The following is a 14,979-nucleotide window of genomic DNA, read 5'->3' on the forward strand; positions in this document are numbered from 1 at the left end:
GTTTCTATCTGATCAATTCATTTTCCCTTGATAAAACTTGTATTTCGCACAGTAAACAAACCATGATACAAGGCATAACAGAAGTGAATTTTTCCGTTCTCGATGCTGTTGATCCTTTCAACGCTGCAGCTACTTTTTCCGCCTCTTCCTCTTGATGATTCGACGCCAGAATGATGGCGCTCACTTCAAACAAGTTTTTATCAAGGTGAGTCAGTTTAGACCAGGCAGCAGCCAGGTTATAAAACTGCGAATCACTTTTTTCATAAATTCTTATCAATTATTCTCACCTTCTAATTCATTTTTAGCAGCTGTTATTGTGAATTGCAGATTCTTGATAACTTGCTGTAAAGCCTTTTTATACTTGCTACTTTCCCCGCTCAGGCGCCGGATATCTTGCTGGGCCTGTTTGAACTGATTAACTGCTATTTCTTCCTGCCGTTTGTTTTCCTCAATGACGGCCAGCTGTTGCTTAACCGTATCAATCAGCCACTCCGTTGAGGCCAGAGATAGCCCCATATGCTGCCTGCATTCATTTTCGATTTTCTGAATCTTATCTTTCATATTGGCTCCTCCTTATCTCAGAACAAGCTCATTTGCTGCCATTCACTTGCCGGCAGCTCCTTTTTCTCTTCTATTTCATCAACCGGAGTCTCATCCATTTCTTGAAAATTGATAAACCAATGAAGAGGGTAAATCCCTCCGTATTTTGTTAACTCTCTATCATAGTAGTAATTACAGTGAGTCATCCTTGGAGCCCGCGGCTTAACATAATACGTGCCAAGCGGTTTTAAGAGAGCATAAGCCGGCTCCATCCAAATAAGTTCTGCGCTGTAAATCTTTGAAGAATCCAGATGCTCATAATTACCTGCAGTCGGCTCTTCTCCTAAGCCCGCATCGATGACTTGAAAATGTTTCTTTTCATAGGCGCCGCAATGAGCGTTTACACTGTCAAATTTAGATACATAATAGTGGCTATCCCCTAAAGGGAAGAGGAAGTATTCTCGCCCTTTGTCTAATGGTGTAATGTCTGAACTGAGACATTTGCCTTTCATGGCCATAAACACTCCCCCTAATAACAGCAGAGGGTGTCCCCTCCGCTTTACTTCTTAAATCCATAGTCAAAATGGATTCTTGTATATTCATTGCCTTTTGTATGCACGTTTGTAATGCCATATTCAGGTGTGTCCGCTAAATATGCACAGCCATCCTTACCGTCAAGAATAACTAGCTTTATTTTGTTTCGTTCGATCAAGTCTCCAACGGAAAGTTGGTGTAAGTTTTCAAGTTCAATAGGTCGGTTCATTTTGCAGCACTCCCCGTGTTATAATTAATTGTCGAGATTAACTAAACCGGGGCCTTGTGCTGCGGTTTTTTATATATCCTCTTCTTCTTCCTCGTCCTCTTCTTCCCAAGCCATCTTGAAAGCAGATTCTAAAAATCTCAATCGCTTTTCAAGTTCTTCCTCTGTCATCTTAGAAAGATCCGGTCCGTGTCCTGGAACCATCATGAAATCTTCCGTAAGACGTTTTATAAGATACTCTCTCCTTGAAGCCACCAATAACCCTCCATCCATTTTTAAGCCGCTGGAGCAGCTCGTATTTTCTTAAAGGCTCATAGAGGTGGACTGCTCGTCCATCCTCCATGCGAAACAGCAAATACCAACGCCGCTGCCTTTTGACCATTAAGCCGCTCCGTGTTCGCCCTCATCCTGGTTGTCTTCCTCTTTTTCATCTGAGGAGGATGGATCAGCTTCATTGTTTTGATCTAGAGGAACAGGGGGCGCTTCTTTTTCCAAAGGTTCCGCTTCTGCAGCTTGATCTTGTTTCCAATCCCACCAAGCTTCAGCAATTGGAGCAATTTCTTTTCTGTACTCGTTAATGAGGTCTATAGTGGCACTTGGAGACATTCCAAGCTCATCTGCAAGCCTGCGGTATGATTCCCCTTCAATACGGCGTTTTGCAATTTCATCAATATTTTCAGGAAAACCATCACGAACTGGAGGCGTACCTTCAGTGATGAAAGAATCAACAATTTCTCGATCTATCTCCATTGGTTTTTCTTCAATTCTTGGTTTTTCTTCGGGGAGCCCTAACTCTGCCTCAAGTTGTTCCGGTTCAGGATCCGCGACATTAACAATTCCTCTTTGATCAACCGTGTAATTTGTAATTGGTTTCTCAGTTTTCGCATTTATTTCTAAGACATATTGAACTGTTTCTGATTCCAGCTGAGCTTGTACTTCCTTATCAATCATTTCAGAAAGGCGTGAAATCCTAGATCCACCTAATTCTTTTGTGCTGACCTCCAAAACGATTTCAGTAATACCTTTAGGCTTCATATTCACCTTTTTAACGAGAGATTTTAGATTAATGAAAGACATAACTGCTCCTCCTCTTGTGATAGTGGCTTTACCTGTATTTCGATTCTTGGATTTTGGCTATAATACTTACTGACATGAAGGTCTACAATTTGGCTGTCATCATGCCAGATGACTTTATTTAGTCCGTCCTTAATGCCCTTTATATAGTTATCAACATCTGGCTTTTTGCTCGGCCTTAACAGCCCTTGTTCTGCTTCTGCAACTTTTTTCTTACTGAAGCTTTTCAGAGTGGATTTATAAACCCTTACTGACAATTCAAGTGGTCCTTCTAGCAATTTAGATGGCCGATAATCTGAAGCAGCCAGCTTTACATATTGCTTAAAGTCTCTTGATTTCTTTGGATCATATAGCCTGGTCATCCCATTAACCGTGGTGGCTCTCGGTCTCCCTTGGGCTACTGGCTCACCGTAAACTGTAAAACTAATCAATGCTGTTACCTCCCGTCAGCTGATTCCAGCTGCTCTATTTCAGTCATTATTAAATCCGCGTTCATGATTATGAATGTTAAGGAGCGGAGCGTGCCGAGCATCAATCTCCCTCCTCGAAGGACATTTCACGGCCAAACTTGCATTTAACGTTAATATGTAGCCGCTCCAGTTCCGGCAAAGACAGTTCATACAGCTGTTGCCCGTCCTCCGATTCATACTGGCCATACTTGATAAGCTCATTCGTTAAAAATTCCCGCCGCTCGTCTGTGGCAGTCTGTGTTATATCTGAAGGCATAATATGTGCTCCTTTCTTTTAAGCGAGCTTCTCTTCCATTTGTCTATCAAGGTTTAAGAATCGGCCGTACTCTTTAATAAAGGCAGCCATGACAGTGCCAACCGAGCCGTTTCTTTGTTTTGCAAAAATGATCTCCACTATGTTTTTTAGGTCGCTTTGCTTATCGTAATAGTCATCCCTATAGAGAAAACTAACGATATCGGCATCTTGCTCAATGCTGCCTGAATCTCGAAGATCAGACATCATCGGCCGCTTATCTTGTCGCTGCTCAACACCGCGAGAAAGTTGAGAGAGCAGAATGATTGGAATATTGAATGTCCGGGCTATGTTCTTCAATTCGCCTGTTATGCTTGCGACCTCTAAGTTTTTCGTTTCGAATTTTCCAATAGGTCGGATTAATTGAAGATAATCAATCACAACCAAATGCTTTTGATCCGGGTGTTCCTTTGTGGTCTTCCGAATGGCAGAACGAATATCAGCCACTGACTGTGACGGTTTGTCGTGAATATAGATGTCTAGTTTTTCATATTCACCGATGGCCCGATTCGCGTTTTCATAGTCTTTTTCACTGAAATACTTGTGCGGGTTTCTCCATTTTGTACCTTCGATTGAACCTAAATTGCTGAGCATCCGGTTAACAAGTTGACGGTCGGACATCTCCAAAGAAAAAACATCCACAACTCCACCTTTTAACGCCGCATTCTGGGCCAAATTTAGAGCGAAAGCTGTTTTTCCCATGGAAGGCCGGGCAGCTACGATAATTAAGTCGCTATCCTGCCAGCCTCCGGTCATAGCGTCTAGATCAGCTAGCCCAGTTTCCACTCCTGTTATTTCGCCTTTCTCTTGATACATGTCGTTGTATATTTCAGTTAAAACATCCATCTTGGTGCGATTATTTTTAATTCCAATCTCCTGCAGCTCCACGGTCTTCTGATAGACTTGCAAAATACCCTCATCGCTTGGGTTGTTTGCAAAATCAAGCGCTGTTTTTTGCATATCTCGAAGTTTAAAAGCTTCATAGATTAATGTTTGATAGGTTTCAAAATTAATAACAGAAGGAACCGCACTTGCTAGATCTACAAGATAAGAGGTACCACCGATCGCTTCGACTGTATCCCCTAACTCTGTAACTACTGTCACCATTTCAACAGGCTGTCCGGAGGAATCAACATCACGCATAGCCTTAAAAATCCGTTTATGCCGCTCATCTGCAAAATGCTTTGGCTCCAAAGTGGTTTCCTTAATCAGCTCGCCTTCAACAAGGATACAGCCCAACAGGCTCTCTTCTGCTTCAAGGTTTTTTAGCATGTTTTGCATTTCGTTCCCACTCTTTCTGTTGCTCTAAAAATTCATTTTTCTCTGGTTGTTTGACGCTAATCTCCGCAATTGTTGGAGGGAATGGTTTATTTGCAATATGCTCATTTATCTTTGTTTTTGCGGCTTCGAACGGCATTTTTTGAAGATGGTCCATCCACAATTCAATTCGCTCTTTCCCAACATCGCCGCTTAAATCAAAACGCGGATATGCTGCGGAAAGCCGCAACAATAATTTCATTGCTTCTGCTTTTTCCAAAGTAATCACCTTCCTAATTCACCTTAATGCCGTTCTCTCTAGCATAATCCTCGAGAGCAGCAAAGCTTTTTTCTTGTATCGATCCTCGCGGCCTAAATTCTGAGACATTAGAAGGCTGTTTTTCGCTTTGTTTAGCAACCCATCTATCACGAATAATTAGTTCACAGTAAGAAAAAGAATTTATCTTGTCTCCTGGATATTTAGGTTTATATTGATCAAAAATTTCATCTATCCAAGTCAAAACATCGTCGATAGGTATCTCTGCCTCTATGACTCTTTTGATTGCCGCTGTATCTACAGCAGATAAAAATAGAGAGCCTTTTCTCGAAGTGAATTTTTCTTCGATTTTTTGGAAAGAAGTCGAGCCCTCGTCCTTCTGCTGAGGTGCTTTTGGCTTTTCTTTAGCCTTATTTTCATATGTAGGCTCTTCAGCAGTACCTTGGAATTTTGAATAATTTAATACAGTCCAAAGCATTCCGTATTCAGTTTCCTCTGCAGTAATCATTCCTTTTGCCTGAAGCCTTTCAGCTGCAGCTTTGACTGCGGCTCTTGTGAATTTTGTTAAACCTCTGCCCTTTTTAATCGCTAAGTCATCACATAGTTTTGAATATGAGCGGATATACTGGCCTTTTTTTAATTCATAATCATTAATCTTCATACCGTCCTGAAACGCAGCTTTGGCAATTAAGAAAGTGAACAACCTAAAGCCGACATTATCTGTAAAGATCTCATGATCGACCATTGACTTATATAGCCTCACCCATCCAGCCAAGGGCCTCGCCTCCTTTCCATCGCTATTTCTTTCTGCAGATAGCTTTTAACCCTTTGATTGTCACAAGAGTAAGATTGGGTTCATATTTTCGAAAATACGTTGAAACGTACATTAGTAGTGTGTCCTTACGCATATCTGGGGCCACTGTCTTGGCCAATGACACATAACAATAAGGGTAAGGAACAGCAATTAAGTCATTGTCAGTCATGGTATATAAACAACCTTTCCAGTCAATTTCATGATGTCTTCTTTAAAAAGCTCCTCGTCGCTGTTTGATTCAGAAAGATGCAGCAGCCAAATTTCCTGAACCCTGCTCAAGTCATTTGCCTTCAAAAACTCTTTTACGTTTTCTAAACTGAAGTGCGACTGTAAGAGTCGTCTTTTCATAAATGGCGGTGTACGGCCGCTTTCGATGTTTTCATTCAGTATTTCATTCGAGTAATTGCATTCCACCATAATGTGAGTGAGTCCTGGAAACTTGTATTTGATGTAATAGGTATCAGTGGCAAACAGAAGCTTGTCACCGTCCTCATTAGCCAACAGGAAGCCATATGGCTCCGCCACATCGTGCTGCACGTCAAAGGGCATAATAGACCAAGAACCAACTTTAAACGGCTGTTTAGCGCGCACAGGCTTTATTCTGTGATGAGAAATGCCAATTGCCCCGGCCGTCCCAGGAGACATGTAACAATCAATGCCGGCTTTCAGAACATCCTTAATTGCTTTGCAGTGATCCCCATGCTCATGAGAAACAAGGCAGCCAGCGAATTGAGAAATTTTATACTGAAACCCCTTCTGCATTTGTTTAAAGTTGATGCCGCATTCCAAAAGAAGTGGGGTCTTACCATCGGTGACCCGATAGCAATTCCCCTTACTACTCGATGACAGGGCTGTAATTTCAATCAAAAATCTGGTCCGTCCGATTCAAAGACTGAGGGCTTCTCATCTTTTTTTGTTGGTTGGGACTCTGGCTGTTCTGTTGATGGATCCGGAATTGGCTCAATATCGATAATCTCTGTATTTGCGTTTTCCTCAATTTGCTTCTGTACTTCGGCTGGAGTTACATCTACACGTTCGTTGTCATATTCATTTTCTGTTGAATTATTAATCGCCTGTACAAGTAAATCGCTGTCATCACTTGTGTTTATAAAAGATTTTGCGGCACGATTGATAACAGTTCTTTTGGCCATTTCCTGAGGAAACTTGTTTTGAACGCTCTTTGTTTTCGCTTGAGTCCATGAAGTTTCAATTTCTTTACGCGTCATAACAGTTAATATTTCTTCATCTTCTATTGTTTTTATAACTGCATAAGCCCCTAAAATTTCGTTGTCTCTGTTCTGGAATTTGGTTTCATGCTTAAGTAGCTTTTCGCGTCCGCCCACAATCTCGTAATCGAATACATCACCATCAAAAATTACGTTTGACCAAATATCCTTGACATTGGTCAGCCGTTTAAGCACAGCTTGTGTTCCAAAATAAGAACGGTTAAGTTGTAGTTGATTTCCATAAACTATGAAGTAGCACTGTGTCTTTGCTGGACTTAAACCTTGAACAACCATATCTAACAAAGAGTTAGCTATTGATTCCCTAGAACACACTTCCAATGCTGGCTTTCCGTTTTTATCTCTTACTTCTTGCAGTTTAAAAAAAGCACTTTTTAAAGCATTACTTGCGTTATAGTTAGAAGGCAGGACTAAACCATCGTCCTGCAATCTGGTTAAACTTTTGTTCACATCATCAGTTATATCTTTTTGAATAATTGCCAATTGATTCTGGCTATTCATTTGAATCCCCCTCTTGTGGCGCAGTCAATAATAGTTGCTTCTCCCTTGGAGTACATGCTTCTTTGACACTTACATGAGTTTCAACTTTGATTTCACTGTCAAACTCGTCATAATAGCCACGTTCAAGACATCTGTAAGCATCCTGTGCGCTGTCAGCAACAATTAACGATTTAGTAGTTTTGGTCTCAACATGTTCGATAATGTAATAGGCTCCCATTAGATTGCCTCCTGAACGAGTTCGTCTTGAAACTCAACACGAAGCTGTTTATCTTTCTCGGAAACAATCAGACTGAGGATCTGTGAATTTGTGTTGATCAATTTCGTCACCGCTTCAGAGTTATCAACGAAAATGGGAGCAGTGATTCCGTAGTAATCATTAAGGGTATTAATGATGTCTAAGCCAACGTTAATACGTGCAGCATTGTTTAAGCCGGACGAATACGGCACACCTTCATAAAGGGTTTCACATGTCTCTTCCAGTCCCCCGTTGATCTGGTCCTTGAAGAGCTTGAAACGAGCATATTTAAACTTACTGTTTATCTTCTCTTCGAGGAGATGCACCTTAGTGCGAACAAATTCTTCAGTCAAAAAGAGTTGATGTTGTAGCTGTTCATATTGTTCTGCTAACTCTTTTTGTTCCTGCTCAAGCTTCCTTACCCGATCATTAACATGCCTTGCGTGATCAATTTTTGCTTGATCTTTTTGAAGCAGCAAAATCTCTTGTTTTCTACTGTTGATATCATCCTTAATCAATTGAACGGCTTGATCTACGGAAGATTCTAAATGCTGAATTTCATTCCGGACGGCCTCAATTTCAGCTTGTTTATTTTGATAAATTGGATCCGCTGAAATATCTGATCTATTGCTTTGCGCGCCCTCTAATTCTTTTTCAAGTGATAATAAAGTCTCTTCTTCACTCTTATAGGCATCCTGCAAATTAGATATTGCAGCTTCTAATTCCTGAATAGCATCCTCAGACTTTTCTTTTTGACTCTTAACCGACTTGCCTTTTTCATTGATTTCAGCTAAAGCTTGGCTTTTATGAAAATTGAATTTTTCAATGGCTTGATCAATTTTTTCTTTCGGTAATTCTTGGCCGCATGTAGGGCATTCAGTTTGATGTTGATCAAACGTCTCCTCATTCTTGTCGCACCAACTCTGGCGCAGCGACTCGATTTCCGTATTTAATCGATCCAAATTGTCTTTTTCAAGTGATAACTGCCGCTGATTCGATTTAATCTCCATTGAAATTTCATCAATCTTGCTTTTCACAGGGTATAGCTGCTCTTTAATCTCATTGATCTTTTTGTATTCTTTTTCCTGATGACCATTTTTAATTTCCTGAAGATCATTCTGCAGCTGGAGAATTACTTTCCTCTTCTCAGAAATAGCTTCACCATTACGAGCTGAACGAAGTTTCTCCTCCAATGACTCAACTTCTTTTTGAAGAAAATTTATCTCGTCATGTAATTCTTGTTCATCTAGACCAGATGTATCTTCGACTGTGCGCTGGACTTCATCGATTCTTACCGGTATTGCATCGAGCTGTTTATTTATTTCACGCTGTTTTCCCGCGATCACCTTTCTATGCTCTTCAAGCGACCGTTTCTTTAAGATGCTTTCCAGGGCAGCCACAGAAGGGTTTTTACTGAATACTTCCTCGGCTGTTACATCGCCACTGATCTCAAGTAAAATCTTCCGTCTGTCTTGCCATTTCAATTGCTCATTGAAGAATGATGGGGAAGTAATAAGTTTGAATTTATCTTCTTCAATAATTGAGCTGACTCGATCATTAAACTCTTTTTTCTTTGATGGTACTTCGTTAATAAAATAATCAGTGGTATGGCCAGAGAATACGGCTTCAGCACTACTCCGCTTTTTAGTCCACTTCTCGGAGTACACCTTTTTCAAAGATAATTCAGCACCATCTACCAAAAACAAGCCGCTGACTTCATGATTCAGTCCGCTAATAGGCTTGTTTTCTTTTGTGAGAGTTTTAATCTGAAAATCTTTTTTGTTTTGGCTGTCCTTATCGAATAAGAGCCAAATAAAAGCATCAAACAAAGTTGTTTTTCCTGTCGCATTATCACCGAAGACCTTGACGTTCTCGCCTTGAGTATCAAGAGTAAAATGTCTAATCCCCTTAAAATTTCGAAGTTCTAATTTGAGCAGTTTAATTTCCTTTTTCATTTGGCTTCACGTCCTTTCTCTTTAAACTTGCGAGAAAGATACTCATTTCGCGCCTCAGCTGTCGGGAAGTGAAAACATGGATTCCCCTTAAGATCATAGGAAATTGATCCACCTACAGTGGTAAGATTAATTTGATCGCGACGATGATCACTAAATGGCTCAGTGTAAAAAACTTCATTCATTTGTCAAAGACCTCCAAAGATTTGATTTTTGGAAGGTGATACAGTACACTATCAATACCAAAGTTTGTAACACCTTCTACGGCTCGCTCTGCAAAGCGAGCTTTTTTTATTTCGCTTTTTGAAGTAGTTCCTGAACGCTATCAGGAATTTTGTGTTCACATTTGCTGCAATAAATTTTGTAAGATTGTTCTTCGACCTTTCCGCAATTAGGGCACTTCCTTGGCGGAATAACCAGGTAATACACCGAAAACCCTCCTTTCTGATGCTTGTACGCATCGTCAGACCAGAGAGAAGATGGTGGTAAAATAAAGGGGGTTTAGGATGGATAAAAAAGATCTCCCCCTGGCCTGACGACAAGAACAAGCTTGCCGTGCTCAATAAAGAGCGATATAATACTTTCATAACGTTTTATATTTTCCTTAAGCAGTGAGTGTAGGAGCTTGCTGCTTTTTTATATTTTCAATAGCCTTCTTCGCCTCGGCATTCACCAGAAGAATCTGTGCTGGATTCCTCTTTACTTCCCGACAATGATTCACAACCTCAGAAGCTTTCATTAATCGGCTTGCAGATAATACAAATTTCATTTAAATCATCCCCTCTAATTTTTTTTCAAAAAAATCTTTTGATGGTATAACTTCTACAATGCGATCGAAGTCTCGCTTGGATTTTATGTAGTGATCTAGTTGTTTTACAGATTTGCGAAGTTCATTAATCCTTTCGTTCGCCTTTTTTATATCTCCGTTAGCAACATCACTGATCAAAAGCTTTGAGTATTCCTCAATAAATATTTGTTCTCGCCTTGCTGAATTAGAATGTTGTTTCAAAACCATGTCCTCAAGAAGCACCTTTGATTAACCCCCTCGTTAAAAGCTTCATTTTATGCTTGCCCCACATCTTGACCCACGAAATCGAATATTCCTTACAGAGAACAACGATTAGTTGAGTTAAAGCTGTTATGACGTCTAAACATTCCTGAATCGATTTCTCAATCATTTTTGTATCTGACAATGTTTTGGGATTGACTGAGATATGTTCAACTGAATTTTGTAAGGCGTCCAAGGCTTCTGTCATTTGTATCTTGGATTGAACAAGAAGATTCACCCTGTGCAAATCGGCTGTTTCCCCGTCCAGGATTAAAGGTCCCCACCCTGTATAATCAGAAGCAGCTTCAAGAGCAGGACGCGGATCATTATGTTTCTCAGCAAAATACTGGGCCACCTCCGGCTGAACTTTGTGGCGGCCGCATTCCTGATGAGATACAGATTCACGAGAAAGAAATAATTCATCGTCCATAGATAACTGCTGTTGTGTAAGTTCCGCCTCTTTACGAGCGCTTTTTAGTGCTTTCGGTGCTCTACCAAATTTCACTTTAAACCTCTCCTTTTTCTACCAAATTTTTCGCTTGCAATTGGTAAACTTTAGTTAGAAGCGGTTATGCTAACTCTTTCATGCTGTTTTGCTCCTGTAGTTTGATCCACTCATTAAGAGAATCAACTCGAAAGAAAATTTTCTTTCTAACTTTGAAATGAGGGATCTGACCATTTCTAACCATGATATAAATTGTTTCCTTGTGAACCCCCAAAAAGTCTGCGGCTTCTTGAGGGGTTAAAGCAGTTCGATTCAATGTAAATACCTCCATTTAAGCAGAATCTTGATTATGCAACCTGTGGTTTACATCCTGTTCAAAAAAAATAGTCCAATCAAGACCTAGTACCGGAGCAAGTTTCATAGCTACAGAAGGTGATGGTTGTCTCTCACCTCTCTCAATCAAACCATAGTATTGACTGGTTATTCCAGCTTTAGATAGATCAGCAACTTGTTTTTGACTAAGGTTCCGGTCTTTTCTAGCTTTAATTAAATATTGAGTAAGAGCAGATGTCTTTTTCAAATCATCACCTCCTTTTTGTAAACTGTTTGTTTCTACGCTGTTAATAATAAAAGAAACCTATAGTTTCTGTCAACACTTTTATGAAACTTTTTGTTTCCTTTCGTTTACGAAACTAATTGTTTCTATATAATAAATGTCAAAGGCCAATAAAGTGAGGAACCTACTATGTTTGGAGAACGTTTAAAAAAATGCCGTACCTCCAAAGGATATAGCCAGCAACAAATGGCAGATTTCTTAGGAATTACGAGACAAGGGTATGGAAAATATGAAATCGGTAAGGCTGAACCTGATTTAAAAACCCTTACTAAATTAAGCACCATTTTAGGTGTATCAACTGATTTTCTTCTTAAAGGCACAGATGCACAAATTGATCTCGATGAAATTTTAAATGATCCTGAAACCTTAATAGCTGGTCGTGATGGTAAGATCTCGAAAGAACAAGCTAAAGAGCTACTGTATTATCTTTTGAAAAAAGAGTTTGACGAACAGTAAGCAGCTATTCTTTATTCTTAATTCTTTAATTCTTCTTCTGGTAAAACATTCGTTAAACATTTGTTTAATAAAAAGAAGTCTAAGTGTTAAATAAAACTTTTTGCACCCCCTAAAAACATAGATATATCAAGGGTTTATGAAAGGTGCACACTGTAAAACAAACTGTTTAACATTAATTGAGTTAAATGAAAGATAAAGAAAACTTAACTGGAGTAAAAAGGGGAACTTAAATTGTTTAAAAAATTGGGGACTTTACTATTAATCACTTCACTGATATTGCTAGCAGCATGCAAAAATAGTGAAGAGTCTTCTACATCATCAGTAGACACAAACAATACAACTGATACCAACACATCAGAAAGCCAAGACATCTCTACTAATGGACCTGAAAAAGTTGGGGATGTATATGAAATTGAGAGCGGTACAGCGAAAGTAATGGCCATCAGCAATAAAGAAGCCACTGCGAAAACTGGCCCGATGCAAGTAACTGTAAAAAAAGTAATTGCAGCTGTGGCCAACGAACAAACACCTTTTATTGAGGTTCAACTTGAAGCGGAAAATACATCAGATAAAGTAGTTTATTTCGGCCTAGATGATGCAAAATTAGCAACAAGCAATGGGGTACAAATCGATGAGGCATCTACTAGCGAAAATGAAAAGTTTCTTGGAGAGTATGTGGGGAAAGTAAATGATAGTGGATCCGTCTTTTATATTTTTGAAAACGAAGAGGATATAAAAGATTTAGATTCAATTCGGCTGAGATTCAATCTTCCGGTTGATGAGGACGCACATGCTTTAGATGACGATCTTGATTTAAAAATTAACTTAGAGCATTAAAAAGAAGCCCTATTTTGGGGCTTTTCTTTAGAAATCAAAACCGAACATAAGTTTGCATTTCGTTAGTAGGAGGCTTTACCTTGTATCATTTATCACTTCTTGAGGAAAGAATACAAACAATTTACACCGGCATCGGTATTACAGAGCCTGGTTCATGGGACTTGGAACTAATTGCAGATAGGTTAAAAATAATAGTCCATTACAAAAATCGTTCATCTGTAGCAGTAAAACTGCTGGGAATGGCTTGCATTATTCTTGATTCACGATTATCCAAAAAAAAGCAATGGGAAGACTTTTCCCATGAACTGTGCCATCACATAAATCATGTGGGTGTTCAATACAAATTACCCCCACTTTTTAGAGAATTACAGGAGAATCAAGCAAATGCATTTATGTATCACTTTGCTGTACCTAGCTTTATGCTGAAAAACATTAAATTACCGGCAACCAAGCGGGAATCTATAAGTCTCATATCTGATCTTTTTCAGGTTACTCATCCTTTTGCGGAAAAAAGATTGGATATGTACTTCCGTAAGTTATTCAGCTTTAAGTACCAATCATTTATGATTCAAAAGAATAAAGAAAGGGAGAGAATTTTATATGCCAACAATTGAAAAAAGAGGCGAAAAGTCATTTCGATTAGTTGTTGATATCGGTACAAAGAGCAAGCGTAAAAGAAAGGTCAAAACAATTAGAATAGAGGATCCAGCTTTATTAAAAACCACTAAAAAGCTGCGCAATTACTTGGAGAGTGAATGGTATAAATTCAAAACAGAAGTTGAAGCCGGCGCTTATATCACACCACACAAACGAACATTCAATATGTTCATAGAGGACTGGGAGAAAAAATACGCCCTAGATCATCTCGATGATAAAACTCGTGAAACTTATGAATATATTATGGGGAAAGAAATACAACCCTATTTTGGAGACATGTACTTAGACGAGATTCAGCCGATTCACATATTAAATTTCTTAGAAGAATATCAACGGGAAAATGATGTCTCAACGTCAAGCATTCATGCAAGATATCGAATCATTAGAGATATCTTAGGAAGAGCAGCTGAGTGGAAAATTATAAAAGAAAACCCTGCTGAAAACGTAAAGCGGCCAAAACAAAAATACAATGAATATGAAATTTATACTGAAGAAGAAATAAAGGAAATCTTTATGTTATTAGATGAACACGCTCCATTGAGGAACAGAGTTATGATTAAGTTTGCTTTTACTGGTGGATTTCGTAGAGGTGAACTATTGGCAATCGATGAAACAGATTTATTTTTTGATACTAATGAAGTCAGAATTGATGAGTCTTTACAATATACAAAGAAGAAAGGTTATCGGTTTAAAGATCCTAAAAGTAACTCTTTCCGTAAAGTTACGATGCCGCCTGATATAATGCATGAAGCAGCTATTTTGCTACGAGAGATCAAGAAGAATAAATTACTGTTGGGCGAACTGTGGAGAGGAACAGATAAGCTTTTGTTATTTGGTGGGGATATGGGGCAACCCCAGTATCCAACCTCACCTAATACTTGGTGGCAGAGATTCACTAAGAGGCACAATATTAAGCCAGGACGTCTTCATGATATGAGACACTCACACGCAACAATGTTAATAAATCAAATTGGGAAAGTACCTGGATTAAACATTAAAGCTATTTCTCAGAGGCTTGGCCATGCTAACGTCCAAACCACATTGAATATTTACACTCACGCTAACCGTGAGTCAGATATTTTAGTTGCTGATGCAATCAATAATATATTAAAAACGGGGACATTTTAGAGAAATACTCTAATTTGCCACCCGTATGACACCCACATATTTTAGACAAAAAAAATAACAGTTCCATATCTCGCGGAAACTGCATAAGATCAACGTATTTTAGATAAGCTTCCAAGCGGGCTCGAACCGCTGACCTCTTCCTTACCATGGAAGTGCTCTACCTGCTGAGCTATGGAAGCAATGGCTCCGCAGGTAGGATTCGAACCTACGACCGATCGGTTAACAGCCGATAGCTCTACCACTGAGCTACTGCGGAATAATATAAGCTTCATAAACAAACATGGTAGAAATAACAAAACTGCTTGGCGGCGTCCTACTCTCACAGGGGGAAACCCCCGACTACCATCGGCGCTGAAGAGCTTAACTTCCGTGTTCG

25 protein-coding genes, 2 tRNA genes and 1 rRNA gene are annotated in these 14,979 nt (G+C 39.4%); 4 read left to right on the plus strand and 24 right to left on the minus strand.

Translation table 11 applies throughout. The features are described from left to right. Positions 1-4 precede the first annotated feature (4 nt). The 21 genes from ACY3LV_RS19195 to ACY3LV_RS19295 form a co-directional block, all read right to left on the minus strand. On the minus strand, positions 5-277 hold the full coding sequence (locus ACY3LV_RS19195) for a hypothetical protein (RefSeq protein ID WP_464864330.1): 273 nt from the start codon (positions 275-277) through the stop codon (positions 5-7). Continuing rightward, on the minus strand, positions 274-561 hold the full coding sequence (locus ACY3LV_RS19200; protein WP_464864331.1) for a hypothetical protein: 288 nt from the start codon (positions 559-561) through the stop codon (positions 274-276). Before ACY3LV_RS19200 ends, ACY3LV_RS19195 begins: the two co-directional genes overlap by 4 nt. Before the next feature lie 17 nt (positions 562-578). Continuing rightward, positions 579-1,058 (minus strand): hypothetical protein, encoded by a 480-nt coding sequence (locus ACY3LV_RS19205; RefSeq protein WP_464864332.1) that lies wholly within the window; start codon positions 1,056-1,058, stop codon positions 579-581. Positions 1,059-1,099: 41 nt separating this feature from the next. Then, entirely contained in the window at positions 1,100-1,303 is a 204-nt protein-coding gene (locus tag ACY3LV_RS19210; protein ID WP_464864333.1) for an XtrA/YqaO family protein, read from the minus strand. A 69-nt stretch (positions 1,304-1,372) separates the two neighbouring features. After that, positions 1,373-1,555: a hypothetical protein gene (locus ACY3LV_RS19215; protein ID WP_464864334.1), complete on the minus strand. Its 183-nt coding sequence runs from the start codon at positions 1,553-1,555 to the stop codon at positions 1,373-1,375. Positions 1,556-1,681: 126 nt separating this feature from the next. Then, on the minus strand, positions 1,682-2,377 hold the full coding sequence (locus ACY3LV_RS19220; protein WP_010330156.1) for a hypothetical protein: 696 nt from the start codon (positions 2,375-2,377) through the stop codon (positions 1,682-1,684). Then, the gene (locus ACY3LV_RS19225) at positions 2,359-2,805 is read right to left on the minus strand and encodes a RusA family crossover junction endodeoxyribonuclease (RefSeq protein ID WP_010330157.1); all 447 of its coding nucleotides are present in this window, start codon (positions 2,803-2,805) and stop codon (positions 2,359-2,361) included. Before ACY3LV_RS19225 ends, ACY3LV_RS19220 begins: the two co-directional genes overlap by 19 nt. Positions 2,806-2,905: 100 nt before the next feature. Continuing rightward, positions 2,906-3,100 (minus strand): Fur-regulated basic protein FbpA, encoded by a 195-nt coding sequence (locus ACY3LV_RS19230; protein ID WP_010330158.1) that lies wholly within the window; start codon positions 3,098-3,100, stop codon positions 2,906-2,908. Positions 3,101-3,118: 18 nt separating this feature from the next. Beyond that, positions 3,119-4,417, minus strand: coding sequence for a replicative DNA helicase (gene dnaB, locus ACY3LV_RS19235; protein ID WP_010330159.1), 1,299 nt, complete (start codon positions 4,415-4,417; stop codon positions 3,119-3,121). Further along, positions 4,392-4,673 carry a replicative helicase loader/inhibitor gene (locus ACY3LV_RS19240; protein ID WP_010330160.1) on the minus strand — a complete coding sequence of 94 codons (282 nt, stop codon included), beginning with the start codon at positions 4,671-4,673 and terminating at the stop codon, positions 4,392-4,394. Before ACY3LV_RS19240 ends, dnaB begins: the two co-directional genes overlap by 26 nt. Before the next feature lie 13 nt (positions 4,674-4,686). Further along, positions 4,687-5,445 (minus strand): hypothetical protein, encoded by a 759-nt coding sequence (locus ACY3LV_RS19245; protein ID WP_464864335.1) that lies wholly within the window; start codon positions 5,443-5,445, stop codon positions 4,687-4,689. 204 nt (positions 5,446-5,649) lie between these two features. Continuing rightward, complete coding sequence (locus ACY3LV_RS19250) at positions 5,650-6,351, minus strand: MBL fold metallo-hydrolase (RefSeq protein WP_264240470.1); 702 nt, start codon at positions 6,349-6,351, stop codon at positions 5,650-5,652. Beyond that, positions 6,348-7,229 carry a recombinase RecT gene (locus ACY3LV_RS19255; RefSeq protein WP_264240472.1) on the minus strand — a complete coding sequence of 294 codons (882 nt, stop codon included), beginning with the start codon at positions 7,227-7,229 and terminating at the stop codon, positions 6,348-6,350. Before ACY3LV_RS19255 ends, ACY3LV_RS19250 begins: the two co-directional genes overlap by 4 nt. Then, positions 7,222-7,446 (minus strand): hypothetical protein, encoded by a 225-nt coding sequence (locus ACY3LV_RS19260; protein ID WP_017696746.1) that lies wholly within the window; start codon positions 7,444-7,446, stop codon positions 7,222-7,224. The genes ACY3LV_RS19255 and ACY3LV_RS19260 overlap by 8 nt, the downstream gene beginning before the upstream one ends. Then, entirely contained in the window at positions 7,446-9,419 is a 1,974-nt protein-coding gene (locus ACY3LV_RS19265; protein WP_464864336.1) for a hypothetical protein, read from the minus strand. Before ACY3LV_RS19265 ends, ACY3LV_RS19260 begins: the two co-directional genes overlap by 1 nt. Further along, positions 9,416-9,601, minus strand: a complete 186-nt coding sequence (locus ACY3LV_RS19270; RefSeq protein WP_017696744.1) for a hypothetical protein — start codon at positions 9,599-9,601, stop codon at positions 9,416-9,418. Before ACY3LV_RS19270 ends, ACY3LV_RS19265 begins: the two co-directional genes overlap by 4 nt. A 419-nt stretch (positions 9,602-10,020) precedes the next feature. Next, positions 10,021-10,185, minus strand: a complete 165-nt coding sequence (locus tag ACY3LV_RS19275) for a hypothetical protein (RefSeq protein ID WP_014112369.1) — start codon at positions 10,183-10,185, stop codon at positions 10,021-10,023. Further along, positions 10,186-10,446 (minus strand): hypothetical protein, encoded by a 261-nt coding sequence (locus ACY3LV_RS19280; RefSeq protein ID WP_044430518.1) that lies wholly within the window; start codon positions 10,444-10,446, stop codon positions 10,186-10,188. It lies immediately after the preceding gene. Continuing rightward, positions 10,436-10,969, minus strand: coding sequence for a helix-turn-helix domain-containing protein (locus tag ACY3LV_RS19285; protein ID WP_014112367.1), 534 nt, complete (start codon positions 10,967-10,969; stop codon positions 10,436-10,438). The genes ACY3LV_RS19280 and ACY3LV_RS19285 overlap by 11 nt, the downstream gene beginning before the upstream one ends. A 64-nt stretch (positions 10,970-11,033) precedes the next feature. Beyond that, positions 11,034-11,225: a helix-turn-helix domain-containing protein gene (locus tag ACY3LV_RS19290; RefSeq protein WP_019713076.1), complete on the minus strand. Its 192-nt coding sequence runs from the start codon at positions 11,223-11,225 to the stop codon at positions 11,034-11,036. A gap of 15 nt (positions 11,226-11,240) precedes the next feature. Further along, a complete protein-coding gene (locus tag ACY3LV_RS19295; protein ID WP_019713075.1) occupies positions 11,241-11,489 on the minus strand; it encodes a helix-turn-helix transcriptional regulator in 249 nt (82 codons plus the stop codon). A 165-nt stretch (positions 11,490-11,654) separates the two neighbouring features. On the opposite strand from ACY3LV_RS19295, the gene ACY3LV_RS19300 reads away from it, so the two are divergent. The 4 genes from ACY3LV_RS19300 (at position 11,655) to ACY3LV_RS19315 (ending at position 14,603) form a co-directional block, all read left to right on the plus strand. Next, positions 11,655-11,981 (plus strand): helix-turn-helix domain-containing protein, encoded by a 327-nt coding sequence (locus ACY3LV_RS19300; RefSeq protein ID WP_019713074.1) that lies wholly within the window; start codon positions 11,655-11,657, stop codon positions 11,979-11,981. A 231-nt stretch (positions 11,982-12,212) separates the two neighbouring features. Then, positions 12,213-12,818, plus strand: coding sequence for a hypothetical protein (locus ACY3LV_RS19305; protein WP_003325899.1), 606 nt, complete (start codon positions 12,213-12,215; stop codon positions 12,816-12,818). An 80-nt stretch (positions 12,819-12,898) separates the two neighbouring features. Next, on the plus strand, positions 12,899-13,432 hold the full coding sequence (locus ACY3LV_RS19310; RefSeq protein ID WP_464864337.1) for an ImmA/IrrE family metallo-endopeptidase: 534 nt from the start codon (positions 12,899-12,901) through the stop codon (positions 13,430-13,432). Continuing rightward, positions 13,419-14,603 carry a tyrosine-type recombinase/integrase gene (locus ACY3LV_RS19315; RefSeq protein ID WP_464864338.1) on the plus strand — a complete coding sequence of 395 codons (1,185 nt, stop codon included), beginning with the start codon at positions 13,419-13,421 and terminating at the stop codon, positions 14,601-14,603. Before ACY3LV_RS19310 ends, ACY3LV_RS19315 begins: the two co-directional genes overlap by 14 nt. Before the next feature lie 106 nt (positions 14,604-14,709). Here the strand turns inward: ACY3LV_RS19315 and ACY3LV_RS19320 are convergent. The 3 genes from ACY3LV_RS19320 to rrf form a co-directional block, all read right to left on the minus strand. Next, a tRNA-Thr gene (locus ACY3LV_RS19320) sits at positions 14,710-14,782 on the minus strand. Between the two features lie 2 nt (positions 14,783-14,784). Then, a tRNA-Asn gene (locus tag ACY3LV_RS19325) sits at positions 14,785-14,859 on the minus strand. Positions 14,860-14,903: 44 nt separating this feature from the next. Next, a 5S ribosomal RNA gene (gene rrf / locus ACY3LV_RS19330) occupies positions 14,904-14,979 on the minus strand; the annotation flags it as partial.

The sequence above is a fragment of the Bacillus sp. 11C genome, from assembly GCF_055486375.1.